This is a genomic window from Streptomyces sp. NPDC001157 (genome assembly GCF_053598255.1).
The window spans coordinates 26,099-49,429 of record NZ_JBSFJW010000006.1 but is presented as its reverse complement, the minus strand read 5'-3'; the positions used below and the strand labels follow the sequence as shown (position 1 = coordinate 49,429).

Below are 23,331 nucleotides of genomic sequence, written 5' to 3'. Positions count from 1 at the left end.
ACCCGTGGGGACGGGGTTGGGTCACGACTCCGTCAGGTCGCGGAGCCGCGTCATAGGGGCCGCCGCAGCGGCGGGAGGAACGGCAGGTGGGCGCTGTCACCGGTGGCCGCCGCGAGCGCGAGCAGACACCCTGCCGTTCCGGTGGCGAGGTCCATGGAAAGCCGCATCATCTGGTGTCCGGGGAAGGCGAGTTGGCCCTCGTACGCCATCGCGTACCAGCCGAGCGCGGCGATCTGCTCGGCCAGGTGACGGTCCGTCGCGCCAGGCTGAGTGGTGCGGCCGAGGTGCAGGATCATCCCGGCGCGGCCCTGGAAGAGGCCGGGCTGTGCGTAGAAGCGGGAGGTGGCGGCGGTCAGGATGCCCGAGCGCGCCTTGTCGAACTCCGCGTCGGTGGCGTGCGCGAGATAGTCGTCCAGGACCATGCCGAGGCCCGCGCTGCCGTCACCGAGGTAGGGCAGGGTCCGCCAGCCCTCGTCGACCTCCAGGCCACCGCCGCTCTTCTGGACGACACAGCAGTCCAGGTCCCGGCGAAGCGCCACTCCGGCCGCTTCCAGCAGCCCCGCGTCACCGGTCCACTCGTACTGCCGTAGCAGGAACAGCGCCGGTCCGCTCGCCCCGCGCAACAGCCCGGCCCGCTGCCGGGGCTTGTCGGGGCGCGGCTCGGCAAGGCGTCGTACGACGATCTCCGCGGCCTCGGCGGCCCGCTCGCGCAGCTCCGACTCGCCCGTGGCGCTTGCCAGTTGGCCGAGAACGAGGCCGAGGCCGGCCAGGCCGCCGTGCAGGGTGGAGGAGAGGTTCTGCCACTTCTCGGCGAGGATGCCCTCGACCAGATCGAGGGCCCGCTGCCGGTGGCCGAGCCGGTCCAGGACGTGCGCGACGCCCGCGAGTCCGTCGTACAGGCCGAGCGGTGTGCCGGGCGGTGGCGGGGCCGTACGGTCGAGGAGCCAGCGTTCGCCCTCCTCGTAGCGCTCGGCGCCGGTCTCGGCCAGTGCGTACAGCACCCCGGCCGCGCCGTGGGCGAGCCCGAGTCCGCCGCCGTCGGAGAACTGGGCGATGTCGCCCGGGAAGAGCCGGTCGTCGCGCTCCGGGGTGGCCGAGGCGAGGATCGCCTTGACCATCGAGTCACGGCTGTGCGGCCAGTCGCCGGGCCGTACCAGCGCCGGGGCGCCCACGCCGGCGTCCCGCGTGATCTCCGCAACCGCTTCGTCCAGGAACTCCCGTGGCACGTCCGGGAATTGCTCCGCTATCACCTTGGCCAGGTGCGCCGCCTTGCCCCGGTCGACCACGAACAGGGTGGTCACGGGCAGGAACAGGGCGAGCCGCAAGCAGGCCAGCGCATAGCGGTCCACGTCGACGCCCGTCCGGTCGGGCGGGGCGAAGAAGCCCGGGTGGGCGACGACTTGGCGGCCGTTCTCCGTCACCGGCGCCGCCGCCTCGAAGTCGAGCAGGGACACCGACTCCTCGTCCGGCGCGACCATGATGTTGAAGACATGCAGGTCGTTGAAGACGATCCCGCGCGCGTGCACCGCCTCCACCGCACGCTCCACCGCCCCGTGGATGCGCACCGCCCACGCCGTGTAGCGCGCGACGGCCTCCGGATCCGGGTCCGCGGTGAGCAGCGGATGCCGTTCGGCGAAGAAGGAGTTGAGCGGGCGGCCCTCCAGGAAGTCCATCACCAGGAACCGGTGGTCGCCCAGTGTGAACCAGTCCCGCACCTCGGGCACGACACCGGTGCCCGCCACCTGCTCCAGCGCCTGCTTCTCGCGCTCCAGCCGGGTGATCGCGTCCGCGCCGTCGGAGGCCAGCCCCGCGTGCGGCCGCCCCTCCTTGAGGACCACCTTGCGCCCGTCTCGCGTGTCGGTGCCCGAGTACACCCCGCCGCCGTTGGAGAAGTGCAGCGCCTTCTCGATGCGGTACGGCAACTCGCCCACCGTCGTGGTGTTGCGGGCCGCCAGATGCGGCTCCAGGAACGCCGGCAGCGTCACCCACTCGGGCACCTGGAAGGACGGCGCCCTCCGGTCCGGCACCAGCGTCCCCGCGCCGTCCCGCACCGCCGGCACGAGCGAGCCCCGCTCGTCGACCACGAAGGTGCGCGCGAACGCGCCGTAGCGGACATAGAGCGGCCCGTCGTGCCAGCGCAGATCGGTGAGGATGTACGGCCCCTCGAATCCCTCCAGCAACCGGCCCAGTTCGCGCAGCACCTGGTGGAGCTGCTCCTCGTCGGCCGGGTAGACGGTGACGAACTTGCCGCTGGTGTCGCGGGCCGCGTACTTGGTGTTGCGCAGGTGCAGCAGATGCGGTCCCGGCACGAACTTGAACGGGATCCGGCGCGGCACGCAGTAGTCCCACACGATCGCCGCGATCCGCTCCGCGTTCGCCCGGGTGGCCGAGGCATGGATCTTCCAGCCCTGCGCCGGGCCCGGCAGCGCGCTGCCGTCCGCGCCGAGCGGCGTCAGCGTCAGCCAGTCGCCGATCCGCGCCGCGTCCCAGCCCTCCGGCACCTCACGACGGGCGGTCTCGAAGAGCGGTGCCGCCTGCTGACCGGACGCTGCGAGCCGGTCCGGCGTCTCGTAGAAGTGTCTGTCGGCGAGTGCGTACACCTCGTACCGCTTGTCCATGGATCCCCCTCCGTGGCCCGGCACCGACACTTCCAGCCGTCAAAGGGCCCGGGACAGTCACGCCTGTCACGAGAACACCGTGCGATACGCATGCGTTAAGACATGTTCGGCGCGTTTCGAGTCCGCACGCCCGATGAGCTCCACGGAATGCTCACAGGGGCTGCGCATGCGTCCCGTACGCGCTGTAATTGCGGACGTGGTCAGTGAGGGAGCCGAGGCACGCAGAACGAGAACTCCGCGCGCCGAAGGTGCCCTGAAAGCGCTCACGTCCGGTCCGTCCTCACCCGAGCGGGTGCGTCGGGTCCTGGAGCAGGCGCTGGTCTTCGCCGGGGCGGCGTTCGCCGGTGTGTACACACCGGAGGAGGACGGCGACCTGCTGTGCCTGGTCGAGTCGGCGGGCGTGCCGAGGACGCTGTTCGGGCTGCGCGACAGCTACCCGCGCTCCGGCAGCTCCCCGGTGGCCGACAGCCACCGCTCCGGGAGCCCGGTGTGGCTCGGGCCCGAGGAACTCGCGGAGAACGCCGAGGCGCTGCGGACGCCGCCGCGGGACTTCCACCTGGCGGTGCTGCCCGCGCGCGGGAACGGAGACGGCGGCTGTCTGCTGGCCGTCAGCGAGCGGCCGGACGGCTTCGACACCGAGGACCGCAAGTGCCTGGAGCTGATCGCCGACGCCGTGGGCTGTCCGGCCCCCGCCCGCGCCGCCGAGGGCGGCGAGCTGCCGACCAACGCGTTCAGCCTCGCCCTGGACAGCGGCCGGGTCGAGGTCGGCGACGACATCCTGGGGCTGTTCGCCGTCACCCGCGCCGCGTTCGACGGCAAGGTCGAGACCCTGCTGGGCCTGACCGTGCCGGAGGACCTGCCCTCGCTGATGTCCGTGGTCGAGGCCGACCACATGTCCGTCGGCGACCGCGAGTTGGAGTTCCGCGTGCTGCAGCCCTCCGGCCCGCCCAGGTGGCTGCGGCTGCGCGGGCGTCTCCTGCCCGGCGGCGAGGGCCGGCCCGCCACCCTCGTCGGCACGGTCGCCGACGCCTCCAAGTTGCGCTCCGAGGTCACCGACGTGGCCCGCGTCCAGCGCCTGGCGGCCATGCTCGCCACTGCCGGTACCGTCCGCGACGTCAGTCAGGCCGTCGTCTCCGCCCTGCGCAAGCCGCTGCAGGCCGACCGGATCGCGCTCGCCGAGCTGGAGGGCGACCGGCTCGTCGTCACGGTCCTCGACCCGGCCGATCCGGAATCCTGGCCCGAGCTGTGGCGCCGGGAGTGGCGCACCGAGTGGCCCGACGCGCCCGTGCGCGCCATGCCCACCCTCGCCGCCGCCCTGCGCGAGGGCCGCGCCCGCATCTGGCCCGCCGGCACCGCCCTGGAACCCGCCCTCGCCGACGTCGGCCCCGGCGGACTCGCCGTCCTGCCCCTGCCCGCCGCGGGCCGCATGGCCGGCGCCTGTCTGATCGGCTGGGACGCCCCGCACGACTTCGGCCCCGACGAACGCGCCCTGCTCACCGCCTCCGCGGGCCTCGCGGGCCAGGCCCTGATGCGCGCCCATGCCTTCGACGCCGAACACGAACTCGTCGGCATGCTCCAGCGCCAGCTGCTGCCGCGCCGCCTGCCCAAGCTGCCCGGCGCGGTCGCCGTCGCCCGCTACCTGCCCACCACGGCGGGCCTGGAGGTCGGCGGCGACTGGTACGACGTGATCCCGCTGCCCGACAACCATGTCGCCCTCGTCATCGGCGACGTCCAGGGCCACAACGCGAGCGCCGCCACCCTCATGGGCCAGATGCGCACCGCGCTGCGCGCCTACGCCGTGGAGGGCCACCCGCCGGACGTCGTCGTCTCCCACGCCAACCGGCTCCTGACGGACATGGAGACCGACCTCTTCGCGACCTGCTGCTACGTCGACGTGGACATGGAGGAGGGCTCCGCCTGGTACGTCCGCGCGGGCCATCTGCCGCCGGTGCTGCGCCACCCGGACGGCAGCACCGAGGTGCCCGAGTCCGACGGCGGGCCACCGCTCGGCGTCGTCGCCCAGGCCGACTTCCCCATGAGCGCGCTGCGGCTGCAACCCGGCACGGTCCTCGCGCTCACCACGGACGGCCTCGTCGAGTCCGCCGAGGCCGACATCGACGACGGCATGGAGCGGCTGGCCCGGGAACTGTCCGGCACCGACCCCGGCCACCTCGACCTGGTCGCCGACGCCCTCCTCGGCAACGCCCGGCGCAGCGACGACGTCGCCCTGCTCCTGCTGCGCTACGACGGCATGGCGCTGCGTCCGCTGCGCGAGAGCTGGACGGTCTGGCGCGTGCCCGAGGCCGTCGGCCACACCCGTCGCTTCACCCGTCGCACCCTCCGGGCCTGGGGCGTGACCCGCGACGACATGGATGCCGTACTCCTGATCGTCTCCGAACTCGTCACCAACGCCCTGGTGCACACCGACGGCCAGGTCCGCCTCGACCTCACCCTGCTCGACGACCGGCTGCGTGTCTCGGTCGCCGACGCCTCGCCGCGCACCCCCGTGAAGCCGACCAGTATCGGCTGGGAGGCCACCGGCGGGCGCGGCATCCTCCTGGTGGAGGCCATGTCGGAGGCCTGGGGGACCGTGCCGGTCAGCGGCGGCAAGCAGGTGTGGGCGGAGCTCGTGCTCAGTCCGTGACGTTGGCCGTGATCAGGCGGAGGAGCTGTTTGGCCAGGGCGTCCTGCTCGGGGGTCAGGCCCATGGCGTCGCCGATGGCGAGGGGCACCCGGGCCGCCCTTTCCCGGAGCCGGACGCCGGCCTCGGTGAGGCGAAGGGCGACCGACCGCTCGTCCTCGACGCGGCGTTCCCGGCGCAGCAGGCCGTTCGCCTCCAGCCGCTTGAGCAGCGGGGACAGCGTGCTGGACTCCAGTTGGAGCGCGGCCCCCAGGTCACGTACGGAGATCGAATCCTGCTCCCAGAGCACCAGCATGACCAGGTACTGCGGGTAGGTCAGGCCGAGTTCGTCCAGCAGCGGGCGGTAGCGCGCGGTGACGGCGCGGGAGGCGGCGTACAGGGCGAAGCAGAGCTGGTCGTCGAGGAGTAGCGACCCCTCGCTGGGTTCCGCTGCGGCTGGGCTCACGGTGTGGCTCCCGGTTGCTGTCCTGTTCACGACCGTCACCAGCCTATCGTTCGGGTCCGTTCGATTGCATCGATCACAAATAAATACTGCACATATTGATTGTGCACGACTTAATCGCGCGCTACTCTCCATGGGTGTGCCGCACTCCGCGGCACCCGATCCGAGGAGGCCGCCATGACCGGCACCACCGCACCCCGCCCCGTCCTCGAACCCGCCGCCCAGACCTTCGCCGAGGCCACCGCCAACCCGCCCTACCTGTTCGACCTCGGCCCGGCCGAGGGCCGCAAGGCCGTCGACGAGGTGCAGTCCGGCGACATCGAGAAGCCCGCGGTCGACGAGGAGTGGATCGCCGTGCCCGGTGGCCCCACCGGACAGGTCCGCGCCCGCATCGTCCGCCCCGCCGGGGTCACCGGCGCCCTCCCGGTGATCGTCTACATCCACGGCGCGGGCTGGGTCTTCGGCAACGCCCACACCCACGACCGGCTGGTGCGCGAACTCGCCGTCGGCACCGGCGCCGCGGTCGTCTTCCCCGAGTACGACCTCTCGCCCGAGGCCCGCTATCCGGTCGCCGTCGAGCAGAACTACGCGGTGGCGAAATGGGTCGTCGAGCAGGGCGCCGCCAAGGGCCTGGACGGCACCCGCGTCGCGGTGGCCGGCGACTCCGTCGGCGGCAACATGACCGCTGCCCTCACCCTGATGGCCAAGCAGCGCGGCGACGTTCCGCTGGCGGCCCAGGTGCTGTTCTACCCCGTGACCGACGCGAGCTTCGACACGCCGTCCTACCACCAGTTCGCCGAGGGGTACTTCCTGCGCCGGGACGCCATGCAGTGGTTCTGGGACCAGTACACGACGGACGAGGCGGAGCGCGCCCAGATCACCGCGTCCCCGCTGCGGGCCTCCACCGAACAGCTCACCGGGCTGCCGCCCGCCCTCGTCATCACCGGTGAGGCCGACGTCCTGCGCGACGAGGGCGAGGCCTACGCGAACAAGCTGCGCGAGGCGGGCGTCGCGGTCACCGCGGTCCGGTACCAGGGCATCATCCACGACTTCGTGATGCTCGACGCCCTGCGCGAGACGCACGCCGCTCGGGCCGCCATCAGCCAGGCGATCAGCACCCTTCGCGCGGCGCTGGGCACCGCCTGAGCCTCGAACTGGGGGCGGCGCGCGGCGCGTTCCGGCGCCCGCAGGCCGGGTACGGCGTTTGACCGGGCCGCTGAAGGGGACCCGATCGGCGGGCACTGAAGCAGAAGGAAGATGAACCGTCGTGACGCCGCACATGACTGACAAGCTTGCGATCCGTCGACCGGAGACCGGTTGGGCGAGGGCCCGGCGGCTGCGGGGCAAGGGCGTCGTACGCACCTGCATTCCGGCGGTGCTCGAACAGGGCACCACCCGAACGGACGAACCCGGCCCGGAGGGCAACATCGTGCGAGGCGAGGACTGACCACCGGCCGTCCACCCGCACCGGCTCATCGTCGCGATCCCCTCCCGGGGGATCGCGACCATGGTGAAGCAGTGGAGGTCCTCGACCGCCGCATCGACGGTGAGGCGGACGAGGGCTCCGAGATGATCGGGCGCGTGGTCGTGGAGGGGGTGCGCGCGTCGTGAACTCGCGCATCGTCGGCCCCGTCGTGATCGGCGCCGGCCCCGTCGTCGAGGACTCCTTGGTGCGTCCCTTCACCTCCGTCGCGGAGAACTGCCGGATCGCCGACAGCGAAGCTGGAGTTCTCGATCGTGCTGCGCGACTGACTCCGGCCCCCAGCATTTCGTGACGCCGAACTCCGACAGGCCGCCGTCGAGGGGGAGTCGGCACACCAGCGCCCCGCCCTGGTCGTCAACTGTGACGCGTGCACAGCCGTCGACGAGGCCGAGACCGGCGAGGAACGGCGCCCGTCTGATCCGCATGTCCACCGACTGCGTCTTCGCGGGCGACGCTCCTACCCCACATCCCGAGGATCATGCCAGCGTCCGCGCACCGCCTACGGCCGCACCGAAGTCGCCGGGGGTGTGCGGCGGCCGAGGAGCTTCCCACATCGAGCGCAATCGTGCGAACCGCTTGGCTCCACGGCGTTTACGGGCGTAGTTTCGTCCGCACGATGATCGACCTGGAGTCCCGCCATGACACCCTCGGCGTCGTCGACGACCAGCGCGGGCAGCCCACGTGGAGCGCGGACGTCGCCGCACGCCTCGTCGACCTCGGCCCGCATCCGGTCCGGGGTGCGAGCGGTGTCTTCCATGCCGCCGGCTGCGGCGAGGCCTCCTGGTGTGAATCGGCCCGAGAGGTCTTCGCCGGCCTCGGCGCGGACCCCGACCGAGTGCGGCCCGTGGGCTGCGGGGCCTTCCCGCGTCCCGCGCCCCGCTCCGCGTACGGTGCCCTCGCCCACGGTCGTTGGCAGGAGCTGGGTCTGCCGTCGCTGCGCGACCGGCGATCCGCCCTGCACGAAGCATTTCCCCTGATCCGCAAGGAGTCTTCTTCGTGAAACGCCATGAATTCCTGCGGGGTCTGCACAAGGCCACCGCGAACCGCAACTACCTGGAGATCGGAGTCAACGACGGCCGCAGTCTCACGCTGTCCCGCGTCCCCAGCATCGCGGTCGACCCCGCGTTCAAGGTGGTCACGGAGATCCGGTGCGACGTCCACCTGGTGAAGGCCACCAGTGACGACTTCTTCGCCCGCGAAAACCCCCTCGGTCACCTCAAGGGCGGGCGCCACCCCGTGCGCAACCTGCGCCGGGGCCGCAGCCCGATCGGCTACTGGCGGCGCACCACGCTCGACCTCTCGTTCATTGACGGCATGCACCTGTTCGAGTACGCGCTGCGGGACTTCATCAACGTCGAGAAGCACTCGGACTGGTCGAGCGTGATCGTCCTCGACGACATGCTGCCGCGCAGCATCGACGAGGCGGCCCGCGACCGGCACACCGACGCCTGGACCGGCGACGTCTACAAGATCATCGAGATTCTGAACCGCTACCGGCCCGATCTCGTGACCGTCCTCGTCGACACCCAGCCCACCGGCCAGCTGATCGTCTTCGGTGCCGACCACAAGAACACCGTGCTGAAGGACAAGTACGACGAGATCATCGCCGAGTTCCAGGTGCCCGACCCGCAGAAGGTGCCCGAGTCGGTCCTGGAGCGGGTGAAGGCGGTCACGCCCGAGACCCTGCTGGAGGCCGACTTCTGGCGCCCCCTGGCCCGCGCACGCAACCGCGGTCTCAGCCGCTCCCGCGGCTGGGAACCGCTGCGCTCGGCCCTGGAGAGCCTGGCGGTCAGCCGCTGAACGGGCGGCCGTGCAACGTTTCGTAACGGGTGGCGCAGGCGTCGTACGACGGCAGGAGCCCCGGTCCGCCGGGCCTCCGACGACGACGGCGCCTGCGCGTCCTGCGGCGACGGCACCGAAGGGATGCCCTCGGGCCGGACGATGCCCGGATCCGGGTCCGGGTGTCCTTGCCGCGGCGCGCCGCCCACCGCGCCACGTAAGCAGGTGATGTACGTGGAAGCTGCCCTGCTCGGCGGGGAAGATCTTCGGCCCAGCGCCTCAGCGCCCGCTATGCCGCCGTGCGCCGTCTGAGGACCGCGGCGAGCGCACGCCGTGCCCTGCGGGCGAGCCGCCGCACGGCCGAGGGCCTGGGAGTCCGGACCACCGTGATCGAGTTCGGGTCCGCGCGCAGGGCGAGCGGCAGCGGGAGGAAGCGCGGCTCGGCGGCGTCGGGGGCCGCGCACAGGGCGGTCCGCCAGGTCGCGCCGCTGAGGTCGGCGACGGTCGGGGCGGCCTCCAGCACGGCCCCGTCCCCGGCCGGGGACAGCGTGCCGGGCACGTCCACCGACCTCTCGGGTGAGGTCAGCCGCAGCAGTACCGCCGTCTCGGCCGGGACGTGCAGCGGCAGGGGCACGCGCAACCGGTTCCCGGAGACGCTCACGGCGTCGAGGTCGAGCCGGCCGAGGCCGAGGCGCTGGTTGGCACGGTCGACGTCCAGGGAGAAATTGCCGTGCTGGTCCGTCCAGTACGGCAGGACCACCCGCCCGCCCACGACCGCAGCGGACGTGGCGGCACGGGCCTTGCGCGGGCCCGGGCCCACCCGGGACGTCTGGCTCCAGCCGCCCAGCCTGACGCGGGCGTACGTGTCCCACAGCCCCGCGCGCAGCGGCGCGCCGTCCACCGCGCCGGCCGGATCGACGGTGGCCGCCGCCCGCAGCACCAGTCGCACCTGCCCGCTGTCCTCGACCGGCACGATCTCCCGGGTGACCTCGACCGGCTGGAAGTACTGGGCGGCGCTGGAGCGCTCGCGCACCAGCAGGTCCACGGTGGCCCGCCCGAACCGCGCGACGGTGTCGGTACCCACCCAGGCGACCGCCTCGTCGAGGTCCTTCGGCGGACCGTCCAGCGGGGTGCGGACCCCGCCGCCGGGGAACGTCAGCGGCGTACCGCCCGCCGTGAGCTCGGCGATGACGTCGAAGCGCAGCCTGCCGCCCTGCCACTCGACGGTCCCGGGCCGGGCAGCGAGGCCGAGCCCCCGCTCCCACTCGGCGAACGCCACCACGTCGTCGTACCGGTCGGCGGCGACGAGCGCGGCCACGACCTGCTGCGTCGGCTGCATCCCGGCGGCGACCCCGGGGCCGAAGCGCTCGGCGACGACCTGGCGGATCTCCTCGAACTGCTTGCGCCGGTAGTCGTCCGGCTGGGTGAGGAAACGCCTGCCGCGCAGCCGCTCCACCATCTCCACCCGCAGCCAGCGGCGGTGCAGGCTGTCGCGCACCTCACCCGGCTCGGTGTACTGCTCGACGACGTCCAGCGCCTCCCGCAGGTTCTTGAAGTACCCGACCGGGTCGAACTGTTGGAAGCCCGCGTTGGAGGAGTCGTCGCGCCGGACGTGGTAGTAGCAGACGTAGTCGCCGATGACCGACACATTGGCCGCGCGCAGATACGCCTCCGTCACGAAGACGTGGTCCTCCAGGCGCCGTCTGCCCTCGGGGAAGCGCAGGCCGATCTCGTCGAGGAAGGCCCGGCGGAACATCTTGTGCGGGGTGAGGCTGTCGATGAGCGGGGCATCCCGCACACTGGCCCGCGGCCGGTTGCGGCGGAACAGCTCCACCGGCACCCCGCGGCCCTGACCGGCCATCTTGCCGACGACGACGTCGGCGCCGTTGGCCACGCCGTAGCCGTACATCCGCTCCAGGGCCTCGTCGCCGAGGTGGTCGTCGTTGTCGACGAACATGACGTACTCGCCCCGGGAGGCGGCGATGCCGACGTTTCGGGGCTTGCCCGACCAGCCGGAGTTCTCCTGGTGGATCACCCGGACCCGGGGCTCCTCGGCGGCGAGCGCATCGAGCCGGGCCGGGGTCTGGTCGGTGGAGCCGTCGTCGACGAAGATCACTTCGTACTCGTCGGGTGGCAGTGACTGCTTCAACAACGAGGTGATGCAGTCCTCGATGTAGGGTCCCGGGTTGTAGACGGGGACGATGACGCTGACCTTGACCGGCATCGGGCTTCCGAGCCCCCTCGGGTCGCTCGCCGAAAGTGTGGGTACGGGTGGCCAGATGCTATCGCCGACGGGAGCGGCGCCCCACTCCGCGCCTGCCCTGAGATCGTTTCCGCGGGCCGGATCAGCCGTGCGTCTTCGTCAGCAGCTCCAGGACGTCGGCCGTGGTGCCCGTCTCGCCCAGCCGCGGGAAGATCCGCTCGACGCTGCCCCGGTGGGCCTCGGGGTCCAGGTCGCTCATGGCGTCGGTGACGAGGGTGACGTGGTAGCCGTGCTCGTACGCCGCGCGGGCGGTGGACTCCACGCCGATGCTGGTGGCGATGCCCGTCAGTACGACCTGCGTGACACCGCGGCGGCGCAGCTGGACATCGAGACCGGTGCCGTGGAAGGCACCCCAGTTGCGCTTGGTGACGGTGATGTCGCCGGGATGACCGGCCAGTTCGGCGACCACGACGTCCCAGCCCTCCGGGAAGGCGCCGCCCGGCCGGGAGGCCTCGGTGCGGCCGGGAACCGTGTCCGCCCCGTCGGCTGCGAAGGAGACCCGGACCAGGACCACGGGCAGACCGCGAGCGCGGAAGGCGTCGGCGAGTTCTACCGTACGGGTGACGACGTCCGCGCCGGTGTGCGGCTGGACGGGCGCGGCGACGATGCCGGCCTGGAGGTCGATCACCACCAGGGCGGTGCGCGGGTCGAGGGCGGTGAGGGTCATGGATCAGGCCTTTCGTCGTGGTACGAGGGTGTCGAGTGAACGGTCGGGGAGCGTGGACGTCAGGAGCAGAGTCGACCCGGCGAGCATGAACAGGGCCAGCTCGTGCATTCCGGAGGTGTCGGCGCGGTGCGGGAAGAACGCCGCGTCGGCGGCGGACGCGGCGAGCGCGCCGAGATAGCCGAAGGTGCGCAGCAGCCCGGCTGCCGAGGCGGTGCGCGCCGGCTCGGCCTGGCGGTACAGGGCGTTCTGGATGGCGAGTCCGAGGAGGCCCTGAGGCACGCCCATCACCGCTCCGACGAGGAGCAGCGCCCACATCGGGGTGCCGGGGCCGACCAGCAGCAGCGTGGCGCAGCCGGCCAGCTGCAGGAGGCTGCCGACGACGAGCTTGGTCCGTACGGCCTCGCGGCGACCGGTGACGGCGGAGACAGCGAGCGCGGTGGCCGACAGCGACAGCAGCACGAGTCCCGCGGTCGCGGCGTGCAGTCCGCGCCCCTCCTCCAGCCACTGGGTGAAGCCGTACATGAAGGCGTACGAGGTCGTGTAGCCGAGCAACTGGCGTACATACGTGACGATCAGCGGGGCGTTGCCGCCGAGGACGCGCAGGTCGACGAACGGGTTGGGCACCCGCAGCTCCCGCACCGCGAAACCCGCAGCGGCCACGGCGGACAGGGCCGGCAGATACCACCGGTCGAGCCGCAGGCCCGTCAGGAAGACCATCAGCGAGACCAGCATGACCGCGAACAACGCCATGCCGGGCAGGTCGACGCCTCCTGCCCGGCCCGTGGGCCGCGCGGCCGTCCTCGGCAGACGGCGCATTCCCAGGAGCAGACAGACCACGGACAGCGGCACGTTGACGGTGAAGACGGCCCGCCAGCCGCCGAAACCGATCAGCAGTCCGCCGAGGGCGGGACCGATCACGGCCACGACCTGGTTGGCCATGGCGAGCGCGGCCAGCACGCCCGCAGGGCTGTCCCGGCCCGTGCGCTCGGCCTCGCTCCGCGTCAGCTGCATGGCCGCCGGATACGCCGCCGACGTCCCGAAACCGAGCAGCACACGCGCGCCGATCAGCGCACCGAGCGACGGAGCGAGCGCGCCGAGGAGCCCGGCGATACCCACCACACCCGTACCGATCAGATACACGCGACGCGGCCCGTACATGTCCACGAGCCGCCCGACGACCGGCTGCCCCACCGCGGTGGCCAGATACAGCGCAGAGACCAGCCACACCGTCTCGGCCGGCGGTGCACCGAAGGCGACGCCGATCGGCACCAACGCCACCGCGATCATCGAGGAGTTGATCGGGTTGAGCACCGAACCGAACAGCATCGGCGCGATCAGCCGTCGGTCGAACTCGGTGGGGGACGGGCGGGCGGTCCGCGCGCCGCCCCCGATGCCGGACAGCCGGGGTATCACGGCTGCGTGAGCCGTTCCAGCAGCGCCAGCCCCTTGAGAACCGTCCGCCGTTCCTCCTCGGTGTAACGGTCCTGCAGCGCTCGGGCCAGCCATTCCTCACGCGCCTGCCGGTCACCCTCGACCCGCAGACGGCCCGCGTCGGTCAGGGTGACGAGCTGGCGGCGGCCGTCGTCGGGGTCGGGACTGCGCCGGATCAGCCCCTGTCGGTCCAGCGCGGCGAGCGTGGTCGCCATCGACTGCGGCCGCACACCCTCCGCCACGGCCAGGGCGCTGGCCGTGGCGGCCCCGTGCTTGGCCACCAGAGTGAGCGCGGAGACCTGCGGCGGCGTGAGCTCGTCGTCCTCCGCGACCTCCCTGATACGCCGCCGCAGCCGGCTGAACACCACCCGCAGATCGCGCGCCGCACGGGCGGCGGAGTCGCCGATGCCCTCGGAAGGGCCGGTGGTCTGTGCATCCATGCCCCGACCATAAAACCGTAAGGTGAAACTGTCCAGTTTTAACTGAACAGTTTTGTCTGTGGATCGGTGTGAGGCGGCCCAGCGCCTCGACCTCGGTGCTCGCGTGGTACGTCGACAAGGACCCGGTCCGTGCTGGCACATGCCCGGGCGCTGCTCGTCGGCGCCGGGGCGGTCGCCGCGTCGATGCGCGTGTACAACGAACGGGCCGCCGACGGCGCCGGCGCGACACCCCGCACCGGGCGTCGTCGAAATCCCCGACTGGCACCCGGCCCGGGGGACGGCCCGGCACAGGCCTGCCCATGTGGTGCGGCGGCGGCCGCAAACCCTGAGCGGTGGACCGCTCACCGCGCGGCACCGGCGTCCCTGTCTACGCTGACCGCGTGCGCCTTCTGCTGACGACCGACACCCACCTCCCCAAACGCGCCAAGGAGCTGCCGGAGCCGCTCCTGGCCGAACTCCCGCGCGCCGACGTCGTGTTCCATGCCGGGGACTGGGTCGACACGGCCACCCTCGACCTGCTGGAGGCCCGCTGCCGCAGGCTCGTCGGCGTGTACGGCAACAACGACGGGCCGGCGCTGCGTGCCCGGCTGCCCGAGGTGGCGTATGCCGAGATCGGCGGGCTGCGCTTCGCAGTCGTGCACGAGACGGGCCCGGCGCAGGGCCGGGAGGCGCGCTGTGCCGCCCGGTTCCCCGACCTCGACGTGCTGGTCTTCGGGCACAGCCACATCCCCTGGGACACGACCGCCCCCGGCGGCCTGCGCCTGCTCAACCCCGGCTCCCCGACCGACCGGCGCCGCCAGCCCCACTGCACCTACATGACCGCCTCCGTGACCGACGGCCTCCTCACGGACGTACTGCTGCACCGCCTGCCTCCGAGGTAGCCACCGGTTTCGCGGCAGTGGGCGGGGCACCCGCCAGCGGCGGCCGCACCTGCGCATCCGGCAACGGCAGCGTTGTCAGCCCCTCCTGTGAGCTGTCCGTGTGTCTGCCGCGCTACGCCCACTGGGTCGGCCAGGTGGAGCGCGAGCACCGCTGGCTGCCCTGCCTGGCCCCGTACCTACCGCTCGCCGTCTCCGAGCCGCCGGCGAAACGCGAGCCCGCGAGGGCTACCCCTGGCCGTGGTCCGTCCACCGGTGGCTGGTCGGCGAGACGGCGACCGCCGAGGCCCTGGCCGACCCGGTCGGAGCCGCCCTCGACCTCGCCGAATTCATCACCGCCCTGCAGGCCGTGGACCCCACCGGCGGTCCCGGTCCCGAGCAGAGCAACGCCTTCCGCGGTGTACCGCTGAGCGACGCACGTGACTCCATCGCCGCAGAGGCCCGCGTCCGGCCCAAGCTCGAGGCGCTGAAGAAGGCGGGCCTCGTCGACGTCGACGCGGTGACGCAGGTGTGGGAGGCGGCTCTCGCAGCCCCGGCCTGGGAAAAGCCGCCGATGTGGATCCACGGCGACCTGGACACGGGCAACCTCCTGGCCCGAAGCGGGCGGCTGAGCGCCGTCATCGACTTCGGCACGCCGGCCGTGGCGGACCCCGCCGTGGACCTGGTGCCCGCCTGGAAGTTCCTGCCCGCACGGGCCCGGGACGTCGTCCGCGAGGCGGTCGGAGCCGACGGCGCGACCTGGGCGCGGGGGCGCGGCTGGGCCCTCGCGGGATCGCTCCCGGTCCCCGACGACCCCTTCTTCCGGGACCATCCGGCCCGGATCACGGCAGCGCTGAAGCACCAGGAGGCGATCCTCGCGGACTACCGGAGCAACGGAGCCTGAGGCGGATCAGCCCCGACGCCTGCGCCGCCACCGCGCGGCCGCCACCGCCACCAGGACGGCCGCCGCCACCGCCACCGCCGCGCGTTTGGCCACCGGCACCCCGGCCGTGCGGAGCAGGTCAAGAGGCTCGGTCTCCGCAGGCAGTTCCTCCGCCTCCTCCACCGCGGCGACAGGCTCGACGATCCGCTCCGACAGGCACTGGGCGAACTGGCCGACGAGCCGGTCGCCCACCTCCGCCATCACACCGCGCCCGAACTGCGCCGGACGCCCGGTCACCGTCAGATCGGTCCGCACCGACACCGCCGTACCGCCCTCGCGCTCGGTCAGAGTGCCGGTCACCGTGGCGCGGGCGGTGCCCTGGCCGCGGGTCTCCCGGCCGCCGGCGATCAGCACCATGCGGTGCGCCGTCTCGTCCTGCTCCTCGAAGACGGCCGTTCCCTTGTACGTCACGGTGATCGGGCCCACCCTGACCTTCACCGAGCCGGTGACGGTCTTCCCGTCGTACTCCTCGACCGTCGCCCCGGGCATGCACGGGGCGACCCGTTCGATGTCGAGGAGCGTCTGCCAGGCGTCGTCGACCGGGACCGGCACGGTGAACTCGTGGTGCAGCTCCATGACTTCCTCCAACGGGCGTTACGGCGACGGATGGATGGCCCCTCCGGTGGCCGTCAGCGGGGCGCCGCTGCCGCGCCAGCGCAGTGCGACGATCTCGGCGGCGACGGACACGGCGACCTCCTCCGGCGTGCGGGCGCCGAGGTCGAGGCCGACGGGGGAGCGCAGCCGGGACAGTTCGCTCTGGGTGAGCCCGGCGTCGAGCAGGCGTTTCATGCGGTCGTCGTGGGTGCGGCGGCTGCCCATCGCCCCGATGTAGGCGGCCGGCCGGCGCAGCGCCTCCTCCAGGAGCGGCACGTCGAACTTCGGGTCGTGGGTGAGGACGCAGATCACCGTGCGTTCGTCGGTGTCGGTGCCCCGCAGGTAGCGGTGCGGCCAGTCGACGATCACCTCGACGGCGTCCGGGAACCGCTTGGCCGTGGCGAAGACCGGGCGGGCGTCGCACACGGTCACCCGGTAGCCGAGGAAGCTGCCGATGCGGGCGACGGCGGCCGCGTAGTCGATGGCGCCGAAGACCAGCATGCGCGGCGGCGGGGCGAAGGAGTGCAGGAAGACGGTCACCGCGTCCTCGCGGCGCTCGCCGTGCGGGCCGTAGTGCCGCAACCCGGTGGCGCCCAGGGCGAGTTCGCCGCGCGCGTCGGCGGTGACGGCGACGTCCAGGCCGGTCGCACCCAGCGTGCCGGACACCTCGTCCGGCCAGACGGCGAGGGTGGCCCCGATCGTCGCCGGCCCGTCCGTCACCGTCGCCAGGGTCACCGGGCGTCCCTCGGCCACGGACTGCGCAACCGCGGCGAACCCCGGGTCGGTGTCCTGCGTGACGGGCCGCACCAGCAGCGTGATCTCGCCGCCGCAGGTGAGCCCGACCGCGAACGCGTCCTCGTCGCTGTAGCCGAAGGTCTCCAGGCGCGCCTCTCCGTTCTCGACGACCTCCTGGGCGAGCTCGAACACGGCGCCCTCGACGCAGCCCCCGGACACGCTTCCCACGACTTCGTCGCCGGGCCCCACCGCCATGGCCGCACCGGGATCACGGGGTGCGCTGCGGCTCACGGCGACCACGGTCGCAAGTCCGAACGGGGCCCGGGCCGCGTACCACTCGCTCAGCGTCGGGAGAATCTCACGCACGATCCGCTCCTTCCACGGGCGCCGCCTCGGCTCCGCGCACCACCGCCGCCAGGCGCTCCAGCGCGGCCAGGCTGTGCCCCTCGACGAACGCGTCCACGCTCGGCAGCGCCGCCGCCATGCCCGCGGCCAGAGGTGCGTAGCCGGGTCGTGCCTTGCGCGGATTGGCCCAGATCACCCGGTGCGCCAGCCGCTGCAGTCGGCGCATCTGGGCGCCGAGCAGCTCCGGATCGCCCCGCTCCCACCCGTCGGACAGCACCACCACGACCGCCCCGCGCGCCATGCCCCGCTGCCCCCAGCGGTCCAGGAACTCGCGCAGCAACTCCCCGAGCCGGGTGCCGCCGCGCCAGTCGGGCACCGCCGCCGCGAGCGCGGCCATCGCCAGGTCCGGGTCGCGGTGCGACAGTTCGCGGGTGACCCGGGTCAGCCGGGTGCCGATGGTGAACACCTCCGTCCGGCTCCCACGGGCGGCCGCATGCGCGAACCGCAGCAGCGCGTCGGCGTACGGCGCCATCGAACCGCTGACGTCCACGAGCAGGACCACCCGCCGCGGCCGGTCCGCCCGGGTGTGCCGCCGCAGCCGGGCCGGTTCCCCGCCGCGCCGCAGCAACTCCCGCACCGTCCGGTGCGGATCGACCTCACCGCGCCGCGCCGGCCGCCGCCGCGCGGTCCGCCGCACCTCACCGGGCAGCGCGAACGCGGCCAGCAACCGGCGCAGTTGCTCACGCTCGGCGGAGTCCAGCCCGGCGACGTCGCGGTGCCGCAGGACCTCCGAGGAACTGGCGAGCGCCGCTGCGGGCGGCGACGGCTGCTCCTCGCGGCGAGTGGCCGTACGGGGCACCGGAGCCTCCTGTGCGACCAGCCGCAGCCGGGGCGGGGGAGGCACGGTCACCGTCCGCCCGGCGGGCGCGGCGCCGCCGAAGTAGGCGGCGAACACGCGCTCGTAGCGCTCCAGGTCGTCCCGCCCGCCGCACAGCGTCAGCCGCCCCGCCCAGTACACGTCCGCCCGTATCCCGGCTTGCAGCTCGTCCACCGCCTGCAAAAAGGCGTGCACTCGCTCGGCACTGGCGTCGACCCCGGCCGCGCGCAGGGCGCGGGCGAAGCCGAGGAGGGCGGCGTCGGCACGGGCGCCCGCGGCGGGCCATGCCAGTGGATCAACCGGGCCGCCGGGCGACACGCCCCCGTGGGCACTTCCGCCTTCCCGCCCCGGCGTATCCGCGTGTGGGCCCCGCACCTCAGCGCCGCGGGTGCGCCTCCCTGCGTGCTGATCCCGTGGCCGGTGTCCGTCGGTCTGTCCCCGTCCCCCGCTCTCCGCCCACCCCACACCGCTGCCCACTGCGCTCACGCCCCCCGAGCCGCGAGGACCGCCGCCAGATCGAGTCCGCGTGCCCGTTCCGTGTCCTCCCGGTACTTCAGGACCGAGCCCAGGGTCGCCACGGCCAGCTCGGCGTCCACCTCGCTGGCCCCCAGGGCGTCCAGGGCCTGGGCCCAGTCGATCGTCTCGGCGACGCCCGGCGGCTTCAGCAGGTCCTGCGACCGCAGTGCCTGCACCAGTGCGGTCACCTGCTCCGCCAGCCGAGCCGAGACACCGGGCAACCGCCGCCGTACGATGGCCAGTTCGCGGGCGAAGCCCGGGTGGTCGAACCAGTGGTACAGGCAGCGCCGCTTCAGCGCGTCGTGCACCTCGCGGGTGCGGTTGGAGGTCAGCACCACCACGGGCGGCACCTCCGCCCGCAGCGTGCCCAGCTCCGGGATCGTCACCGAGAACTCCGACAGCAGCTCCAGCAGGAACGCCTCGAACTCGTCGTCGGCACGGTCGATCTCGTCCACCAGCAGCACCGACGGCTGCGTCTCCAGCGCCTTGAGCAGCGGCCGGGCGACCAGGAAGCGACGGGCGTACAGCTCGCCCTCCAGGCGGTCTGCGTCCCTGACACCGGCCGCCTCGGCGGCCCGCAGATGCAGCAGCTGACGCGGGAAGTCCCAGTCGTACAGCGCCTGCGAGGCATCGATGCCCTCGTGGCACTGCAACCGGATCAGCGGCGCGTCCAGCGCCTCGGCCAGCGCGGACGCGAGCGCCGTCTTGCCGACGCCCGCGTCGCCCTCGCAGAAGATCGGCCGGTGCAGCCGCAGGGCCAGGAAGCAGGCGGTCGCCAGCCCGTCGTCGACGAGGTACCCCGTCTCCTCCAGGCGGGCCCGCACCTGCTCCGGGCCGTTGAGGTCCGCGCTCGGGGCGTGCTCGTGCGTGATCGTCTCTCACCCCATTCCGGCCGCCGCCAGGACCGCCCGCCGGGTCAGCACCCGTGCCAGATGCGCGCGGTACTCCGGCGAGGCCGACATGTCCTGCGACGGCCGGGTGCCCTCGGCCGCCGACTCCACGGCCCGCGCGACGGCCTCCGCGTCCCCGGCGCCGGTCAGGGCGTCCTCGGCCGCCGAAGCCCGCAGCGGGGTGGAGCCCATGTTGGTCAGGCCGACCCGCGCCTCGGCGATGTGCCCGTCGTCGCGCCGCACCAGCGCCGCCACGCCGACGATCGCGTACGACTGCGCGGAACGGTGGAACTTCTCGTAGTGGAAGCCCCAGCCGTCCGTCTTGGGTACGCGGACCTCCACCAGGAGCTCGTCGGGCGCGAGCGCGGACTGCAGGTAGTCGACGAAGAAGTCACGGGCCGCGATCGTGCGCCGTCCGCCCGGTCCCTGCGCCACCAGCTCGCCGTTCATCGCCAGCACCACGGCGGGCAGGTCAGCGGCCGGATCGCCGTGCGCGAGCGAACCGCCCAGGGTGCCCCGATGGCGTACGGCCGGATCGGCGACCGTCGCCGTGGCGGACGCCAGAAGGCCCGCGTGCCAGCGCACCAGCGGATCGTGGATGACGTCGTGGTGCGTGGTCATCGCGCCGATGACCAGTGTGTCGCCGTCCTCGCGCACCCCGCGCAGTTCGGGGATGCGACCGACGTCCACGACCAGCTCGGGGAAGGCCAGCCGCAGCCTCAGCAGCGGCAGCAGGCTCTGCCCGCCGGCCAGCACCTTCGCGTCCTCGCCGGCGTCGGCGAGGGTGCGTACCGCCTCGTCGACGTCGGCCGGCCGGGCGTAGTCGAATGCCGGAGGAATCATGCCGAGGCCTCCTTCCCGGACTGACCGGACTGAGTCGACCGACCGGCCTGGATCGCCTGCCAGATCCGCTCGGGCGAACAGGGCATCCGCACGTCTCGCACCCCCAGCGGCCGCAGCGCGTCCACGATCGCGTTGACCACGGCGGGCGTGGACGCGATCGTGCCCGCCTCACCGACTCCCTTGACCCCCAAGGGGTTGGAGGTGGCCGGCGTCTCGGTCCGCTCGGTCGTGAAGTCGGGCAGGTCGGGTGCGGCGGGCACGAGGTAGTCGGCCATCGTGCCGGAGACCAGGTTGCCCTCGTCGTCGTACACGGCCTCCTCGAACATCGCCTGCGCGATGCCCTGCGCGAGTCCACCGTGCACCTGACCCTCGACGATCGTCGGGTTGACGACCTTGCCGACGTCGTCGACGCAGACGTAGGAGCGGATCCGCGCCTGGCCGGTCTCGGTGTCGACCTCCACCGCGCACAGGTGGGTGCCGTGCGGGTAGGAGAAGTTGTCCGGGTCGACCAGATGCTCGGCGTTGATGCTGGGCTCCAGGCCGTCCGGCAGGTCGTGCGAGGTGAACGTCTCGAAGGCGACCTCCTGGATGGTCTTGCGGGCCTCCGGGGAGCCCTTCACGGAGAACACCCCGCCCGTGAAGTCCAGGTCCTGCTCGCTGGCCTCCAGCAGGTGCGCCGCGATCTTCCGGGCCTTCTCGACCACCTTCACCGCCGCGTGGTGCACGGCCGTCCCGCCCACGACGAGCGAGCGCGAGCCGTAGGTGTCCATGCCCTGCGGTGCTGCCTTGGTGTCGCCGTGCACGACTTCGACGTCCTCGAACGGCACGCCCAGCACATCGGCGGCGATCTGGCTCCAGCTGGTCACATGGCCTTGTCCGTGCGGACTGGTGCCGGTGACCACCTCGACCTTGCCGGTCGGCAGCATCCGGATGGTGGCCGCCTCCCAGCCGCCGGCCGCATACCTGAGGTCACGCAGCACCCGGCTGGGTGCGAGCCCGCACATCTCCGTGTACGTCGACACGCCGATGCCGAGCCGTACGGTGTCCCCGTGGTCGATGCGGTCCGCCTGCTCCGCGCGGAGCTTGTCGTAGTCGAACAGCTCGAGCGCCTTCGCCGTCGCCGCCTCGTAGTTTCCGCTGTCGTAGGTCAGGCCCGCGATCGAGGTGTACGGGAACTCCTCGTGCTTGATCCAGTTGCGGCGCCGCAACTCCACCGGATCCAGGCCGAGTTCGGCGGCCAGCTCGTCCATGATCCGTTCGATGGCGAACGTGGCCTCCGGGCGACCGGCGCCGCGGTAGGCGTCCGTGGGTGTCCTGGTCGTGAAGACGCCGGTGCAGGTGAAGTCGTAGGAGTCCATCTTGTAGATCGCCGGGTACATGAACGCGCCCAGGATCGGGATGCCTGGGGTGACCAGCATCAGGTAGGCGCCCATGTCGGTCAGCAGGTCGACCTTGAGGCCGAGGACCTTGCCGTCCCGGTTCGCGGCGATCTCGATGTCCTGGATCATGCCGCGGCCGTGGTGGGTGGCCAGGTAGCCCTCGGAGCGTGACTCGGTCCACTTCACCGGTCGGCCGAGACGGCGGGCGACCGCGAGAGCCAGGGCCTCCTCGCCGTACACCTGCAGCTTGGAGCCGAAGCCGCCGCCGACGTCGGGGGCGACCACGCGGATCTTGTGCTCGGGGATGCCGGTGACCACGGCCATCATGACCCGCAGGATGTGCGGGATCTGCGTGGCCGAGTACAGGGTGTACTCGCCGGAGGCGGCGAGCGGGGTGACGACGACCGCGCGCGGCTCCATCGCGTTGGGGATCAGCCGCTGGTGGACGTAGCGGCGCTTCACGGTCACCTCGGCGCGTCGGCGTACGGAGTCGAAGTCCTCGCCGGTCTTCAGCGGCCAGACGTAGCTGCGGTTGGTGCCCTTGTCGGAGTGGACCAGCGGGGAGTCGTCGGTGAGCGCGGCCTCCAGGTCCAGGACCGGGGGCAGCGGCTCGTAGTCGACCTCGATCGCCTCCAGCGCGTCGGCGGCCGCGTACCGGTCACGGGCCACCACGATGGCCACCGGGTCGCCGACGTAGCGCACCTCGTCGACGGCGATCGGCGGATGGTCGGGCAGCACGATGTCCTCGGTGACCGGCCAGGCGCAGGGCAGCGAGCCCAGGCCCTCGGCGAGGTCGGAGCCCCTGAACGCGGCGATGACGCCGGGGCGTTGGCGAGCCGGGGAGACGTCGACGCGGGTGATGCGGGCGTGGGCCATGGGGCTGCGCAGGATCGCCATGTGCAGCTGGCCGTTCACGCTGATGTTGTCGGTCCAGTTGGTCTGCCCGGTGATCAGGCGGGCGTCCTCCTTGCGGGGCCGGGCGCGCCCGACCTCGCCTTCCACGGCCTGGTCGGTCATGCCGGGACCTCCTCTTCGGAGGCGGCCTGTACGGCCCGCACGATGTTCTGGTAGCCGGTGCAGCGGCACAGGTTGCCCTCGAGGGCGTGCCGGATCTCGTCCGAGGTGGGGTGCGGGTGTTCGCGCAGCAGATCGCGTGCGGCCATCAGCATGCCGGGGGTGCAGTACCCGCACTGCAGGGCGTGCTTCTCGTGGAAGGCGCGCTGAAGGGCGGACAGCTCCCCGTCCTGGGCCAGCCCCTCGACCGTCGTCACCTCACCTCCGTCCGCCTGGACGGCGAGCACGGAGCAGCTCTTGACGCTGACGCCGTCCAGCTCGACCGTGCAGGCTCCGCAGTTCGAGGTGTCGCAGCCGATGGGGGTGCCGGTCAGACCGAGGCGGTCGCGCAGGTAGTGGACCAGGAGGAGACGGGGTTCCACGTCGTCCTCGTACGCCGTGCCGTCCACCTTCACCGAGATGTGGGTCATGAGCCCTCCCAGGATCACGGGCGTGATGTACGTCACTCTATGACCGGTTCTCGGAGGCGGCGAGGGCAGCGGAGCCATTGGTTGAGCGTTAATCCGTTGCCGTC

At 72.6% G+C, this 23,331-nt stretch carries 20 protein-coding genes and 1 pseudogene; 8 read left to right on the top strand and 13 right to left on the bottom strand.

What is annotated here, in order from left to right; translation table 11 throughout:
- Positions 1-50 precede the first annotated feature (50 nt).
- Complete coding sequence (gene lanKC / locus ACWDAG_RS12790; RefSeq protein ID WP_450695622.1) at positions 51-2,618, bottom strand: class III lanthionine synthetase LanKC; 2,568 nt, start codon at positions 2,616-2,618, stop codon at positions 51-53.
- A 166-nt stretch (positions 2,619-2,784) separates the two neighbouring features.
- Here lanKC and ACWDAG_RS12785 point away from each other — a divergent pair, with 166 nt between their 5' ends.
- Positions 2,785-5,262, top strand: coding sequence for a SpoIIE family protein phosphatase (locus ACWDAG_RS12785; RefSeq protein WP_450695621.1), 2,478 nt, complete (start codon positions 2,785-2,787; stop codon positions 5,260-5,262).
- On the opposite strand, the gene ACWDAG_RS12780 is transcribed toward ACWDAG_RS12785, so the two are convergent.
- Positions 5,252-5,704, bottom strand: coding sequence for a MarR family winged helix-turn-helix transcriptional regulator (locus ACWDAG_RS12780; protein WP_450695620.1), 453 nt, complete (start codon positions 5,702-5,704; stop codon positions 5,252-5,254). The two genes, ACWDAG_RS12785 and ACWDAG_RS12780, sit on opposite strands and share 11 nt — an antisense overlap.
- A 174-nt stretch (positions 5,705-5,878) precedes the next feature.
- On the opposite strand from ACWDAG_RS12780, the gene ACWDAG_RS12775 reads away from it, so the two are divergent.
- The 5 genes and pseudogenes from ACWDAG_RS12775 (at position 5,879) to ACWDAG_RS12755 (ending at position 8,984) form a co-directional block, all read left to right on the top strand.
- Positions 5,879-6,847 carry an alpha/beta hydrolase gene (locus ACWDAG_RS12775; protein WP_450695619.1) on the top strand — a complete coding sequence of 323 codons (969 nt, stop codon included), beginning with the start codon at positions 5,879-5,881 and terminating at the stop codon, positions 6,845-6,847.
- A 133-nt stretch (positions 6,848-6,980) separates the two neighbouring features.
- The gene (locus ACWDAG_RS12770) at positions 6,981-7,148 is read left to right on the top strand and encodes a hypothetical protein (protein ID WP_450695618.1); all 168 of its coding nucleotides are present in this window, start codon (positions 6,981-6,983) and stop codon (positions 7,146-7,148) included.
- 71 nt (positions 7,149-7,219) lie between these two features.
- Positions 7,220-7,450, top strand: a pseudogene (locus tag ACWDAG_RS12765) (glucose-1-phosphate thymidylyltransferase); the annotation flags it as partial.
- A gap of 212 nt (positions 7,451-7,662) precedes the next feature.
- Positions 7,663-8,184 carry an SDR family oxidoreductase gene (locus ACWDAG_RS12760; protein ID WP_450695617.1) on the top strand — a complete coding sequence of 174 codons (522 nt, stop codon included), beginning with the start codon at positions 7,663-7,665 and terminating at the stop codon, positions 8,182-8,184.
- Complete coding sequence (locus tag ACWDAG_RS12755; RefSeq protein WP_450695616.1) at positions 8,181-8,984, top strand: class I SAM-dependent methyltransferase; 804 nt, start codon at positions 8,181-8,183, stop codon at positions 8,982-8,984. Before ACWDAG_RS12760 ends, ACWDAG_RS12755 begins: the two co-directional genes overlap by 4 nt.
- A gap of 268 nt (positions 8,985-9,252) precedes the next feature.
- Here the strand turns inward: ACWDAG_RS12755 and ACWDAG_RS12750 are convergent, their stop codons facing one another.
- The 4 genes from ACWDAG_RS12750 to ACWDAG_RS12735 form a co-directional block, all read right to left on the bottom strand.
- Positions 9,253-11,187 (bottom strand): glycosyltransferase family 2 protein, encoded by a 1,935-nt coding sequence (locus ACWDAG_RS12750; protein WP_450695615.1) that lies wholly within the window; start codon positions 11,185-11,187, stop codon positions 9,253-9,255.
- A gap of 121 nt (positions 11,188-11,308) precedes the next feature.
- Entirely contained in the window at positions 11,309-11,893 is a 585-nt protein-coding gene (locus ACWDAG_RS12745; RefSeq protein ID WP_450695614.1) for a hydrolase, read from the bottom strand.
- Positions 11,894-11,896: 3 nt separating this feature from the next.
- Positions 11,897-13,306 carry an MFS transporter gene (locus ACWDAG_RS12740; protein ID WP_450695613.1) on the bottom strand — a complete coding sequence of 470 codons (1,410 nt, stop codon included), beginning with the start codon at positions 13,304-13,306 and terminating at the stop codon, positions 11,897-11,899.
- Positions 13,303-13,764: a MarR family winged helix-turn-helix transcriptional regulator gene (locus ACWDAG_RS12735; protein ID WP_450695612.1), complete on the bottom strand. Its 462-nt coding sequence runs from the start codon at positions 13,762-13,764 to the stop codon at positions 13,303-13,305. The genes ACWDAG_RS12740 and ACWDAG_RS12735 overlap by 4 nt, the downstream gene beginning before the upstream one ends.
- Before the next feature lie 380 nt (positions 13,765-14,144).
- On the opposite strand from ACWDAG_RS12735, the gene ACWDAG_RS12730 reads away from it, so the two are divergent.
- Both ACWDAG_RS12730 and ACWDAG_RS12725 read left to right on the top strand, forming a co-directional pair.
- A complete protein-coding gene (locus ACWDAG_RS12730) occupies positions 14,145-14,645 on the top strand; it encodes a metallophosphoesterase family protein (RefSeq protein ID WP_450695611.1) in 501 nt (166 codons plus the stop codon).
- A gap of 100 nt (positions 14,646-14,745) precedes the next feature.
- Positions 14,746-15,525, top strand: coding sequence for a phosphotransferase (locus ACWDAG_RS12725; RefSeq protein WP_450695610.1), 780 nt, complete (start codon positions 14,746-14,748; stop codon positions 15,523-15,525).
- Between the two features lie 6 nt (positions 15,526-15,531).
- On the opposite strand, the gene ACWDAG_RS12720 is transcribed toward ACWDAG_RS12725, so the two are convergent.
- The 7 genes from ACWDAG_RS12720 to ACWDAG_RS12690 form a co-directional block, all read right to left on the bottom strand.
- The gene (locus ACWDAG_RS12720; RefSeq protein WP_450695609.1) at positions 15,532-16,140 is read right to left on the bottom strand and encodes an SRPBCC family protein; all 609 of its coding nucleotides are present in this window, start codon (positions 16,138-16,140) and stop codon (positions 15,532-15,534) included.
- A gap of 18 nt (positions 16,141-16,158) precedes the next feature.
- On the bottom strand, positions 16,159-17,259 hold the full coding sequence (locus tag ACWDAG_RS12715) for an XdhC family protein (protein WP_450695608.1): 1,101 nt from the start codon (positions 17,257-17,259) through the stop codon (positions 16,159-16,161).
- Positions 17,252-18,433, bottom strand: a complete 1,182-nt coding sequence (locus ACWDAG_RS12710) for a vWA domain-containing protein (RefSeq protein ID WP_450695607.1) — start codon at positions 18,431-18,433, stop codon at positions 17,252-17,254. The genes ACWDAG_RS12715 and ACWDAG_RS12710 overlap by 8 nt, the downstream gene beginning before the upstream one ends.
- Before the next feature lie 164 nt (positions 18,434-18,597).
- Positions 18,598-19,455 (bottom strand): AAA family ATPase, encoded by an 858-nt coding sequence (locus ACWDAG_RS12705; protein WP_450695606.1) that lies wholly within the window; start codon positions 19,453-19,455, stop codon positions 18,598-18,600.
- A 54-nt stretch (positions 19,456-19,509) separates the two neighbouring features.
- Positions 19,510-20,364 (bottom strand): FAD binding domain-containing protein, encoded by an 855-nt coding sequence (locus tag ACWDAG_RS12700; protein WP_450695605.1) that lies wholly within the window; start codon positions 20,362-20,364, stop codon positions 19,510-19,512.
- The gene (locus tag ACWDAG_RS12695) at positions 20,361-22,760 is read right to left on the bottom strand and encodes a xanthine dehydrogenase family protein molybdopterin-binding subunit (protein WP_450695604.1); all 2,400 of its coding nucleotides are present in this window, start codon (positions 22,758-22,760) and stop codon (positions 20,361-20,363) included. The genes ACWDAG_RS12700 and ACWDAG_RS12695 overlap by 4 nt, the downstream gene beginning before the upstream one ends.
- The gene (locus tag ACWDAG_RS12690; protein ID WP_450695603.1) at positions 22,757-23,227 is read right to left on the bottom strand and encodes a (2Fe-2S)-binding protein; all 471 of its coding nucleotides are present in this window, start codon (positions 23,225-23,227) and stop codon (positions 22,757-22,759) included. The genes ACWDAG_RS12695 and ACWDAG_RS12690 overlap by 4 nt, the downstream gene beginning before the upstream one ends.
- Between the last annotated feature and the right edge of the window lie 104 nt (positions 23,228-23,331).

Bases quoted from the DNA above. Each gene is read 5' to 3' on its own strand.
- lanKC (WP_450695622.1), bottom strand. From the start codon at position 2,618: ATGGACAAGCGGTACGAGGTGTACGCACTCGCCGACAGACACTTCTAC.
- ACWDAG_RS12785 (WP_450695621.1), top strand. From the start codon at position 2,785: ATGCGTCCCGTACGCGCTGTAATTGCGGACGTGGTCAGTGAGGGAGCC.
- ACWDAG_RS12775 (WP_450695619.1), top strand. From the start codon at position 5,879: ATGACCGGCACCACCGCACCCCGCCCCGTCCTCGAACCCGCCGCCCAG.
- ACWDAG_RS12770 (WP_450695618.1), top strand. From the start codon at position 6,981: ATGACTGACAAGCTTGCGATCCGTCGACCGGAGACCGGTTGGGCGAGG.
- ACWDAG_RS12760 (WP_450695617.1), top strand. From the start codon at position 7,663: ATGCCAGCGTCCGCGCACCGCCTACGGCCGCACCGAAGTCGCCGGGGG.
- ACWDAG_RS12750 (WP_450695615.1), bottom strand. From the start codon at position 11,187: ATGCCGGTCAAGGTCAGCGTCATCGTCCCCGTCTACAACCCGGGACCC.
- ACWDAG_RS12745 (WP_450695614.1), bottom strand. From the start codon at position 11,893: ATGACCCTCACCGCCCTCGACCCGCGCACCGCCCTGGTGGTGATCGAC.
- ACWDAG_RS12735 (WP_450695612.1), bottom strand. From the start codon at position 13,764: ATGGATGCACAGACCACCGGCCCTTCCGAGGGCATCGGCGACTCCGCC.
- ACWDAG_RS12720 (WP_450695609.1), bottom strand. From the start codon at position 16,140: ATGGAGCTGCACCACGAGTTCACCGTGCCGGTCCCGGTCGACGACGCC.
- ACWDAG_RS12700 (WP_450695605.1), bottom strand. From the start codon at position 20,364: ATGATTCCTCCGGCATTCGACTACGCCCGGCCGGCCGACGTCGACGAG.
- ACWDAG_RS12695 (WP_450695604.1), bottom strand. From the start codon at position 22,760: ATGACCGACCAGGCCGTGGAAGGCGAGGTCGGGCGCGCCCGGCCCCGC.
- ACWDAG_RS12690 (WP_450695603.1), bottom strand. From the start codon at position 23,227: ATGACCCACATCTCGGTGAAGGTGGACGGCACGGCGTACGAGGACGAC.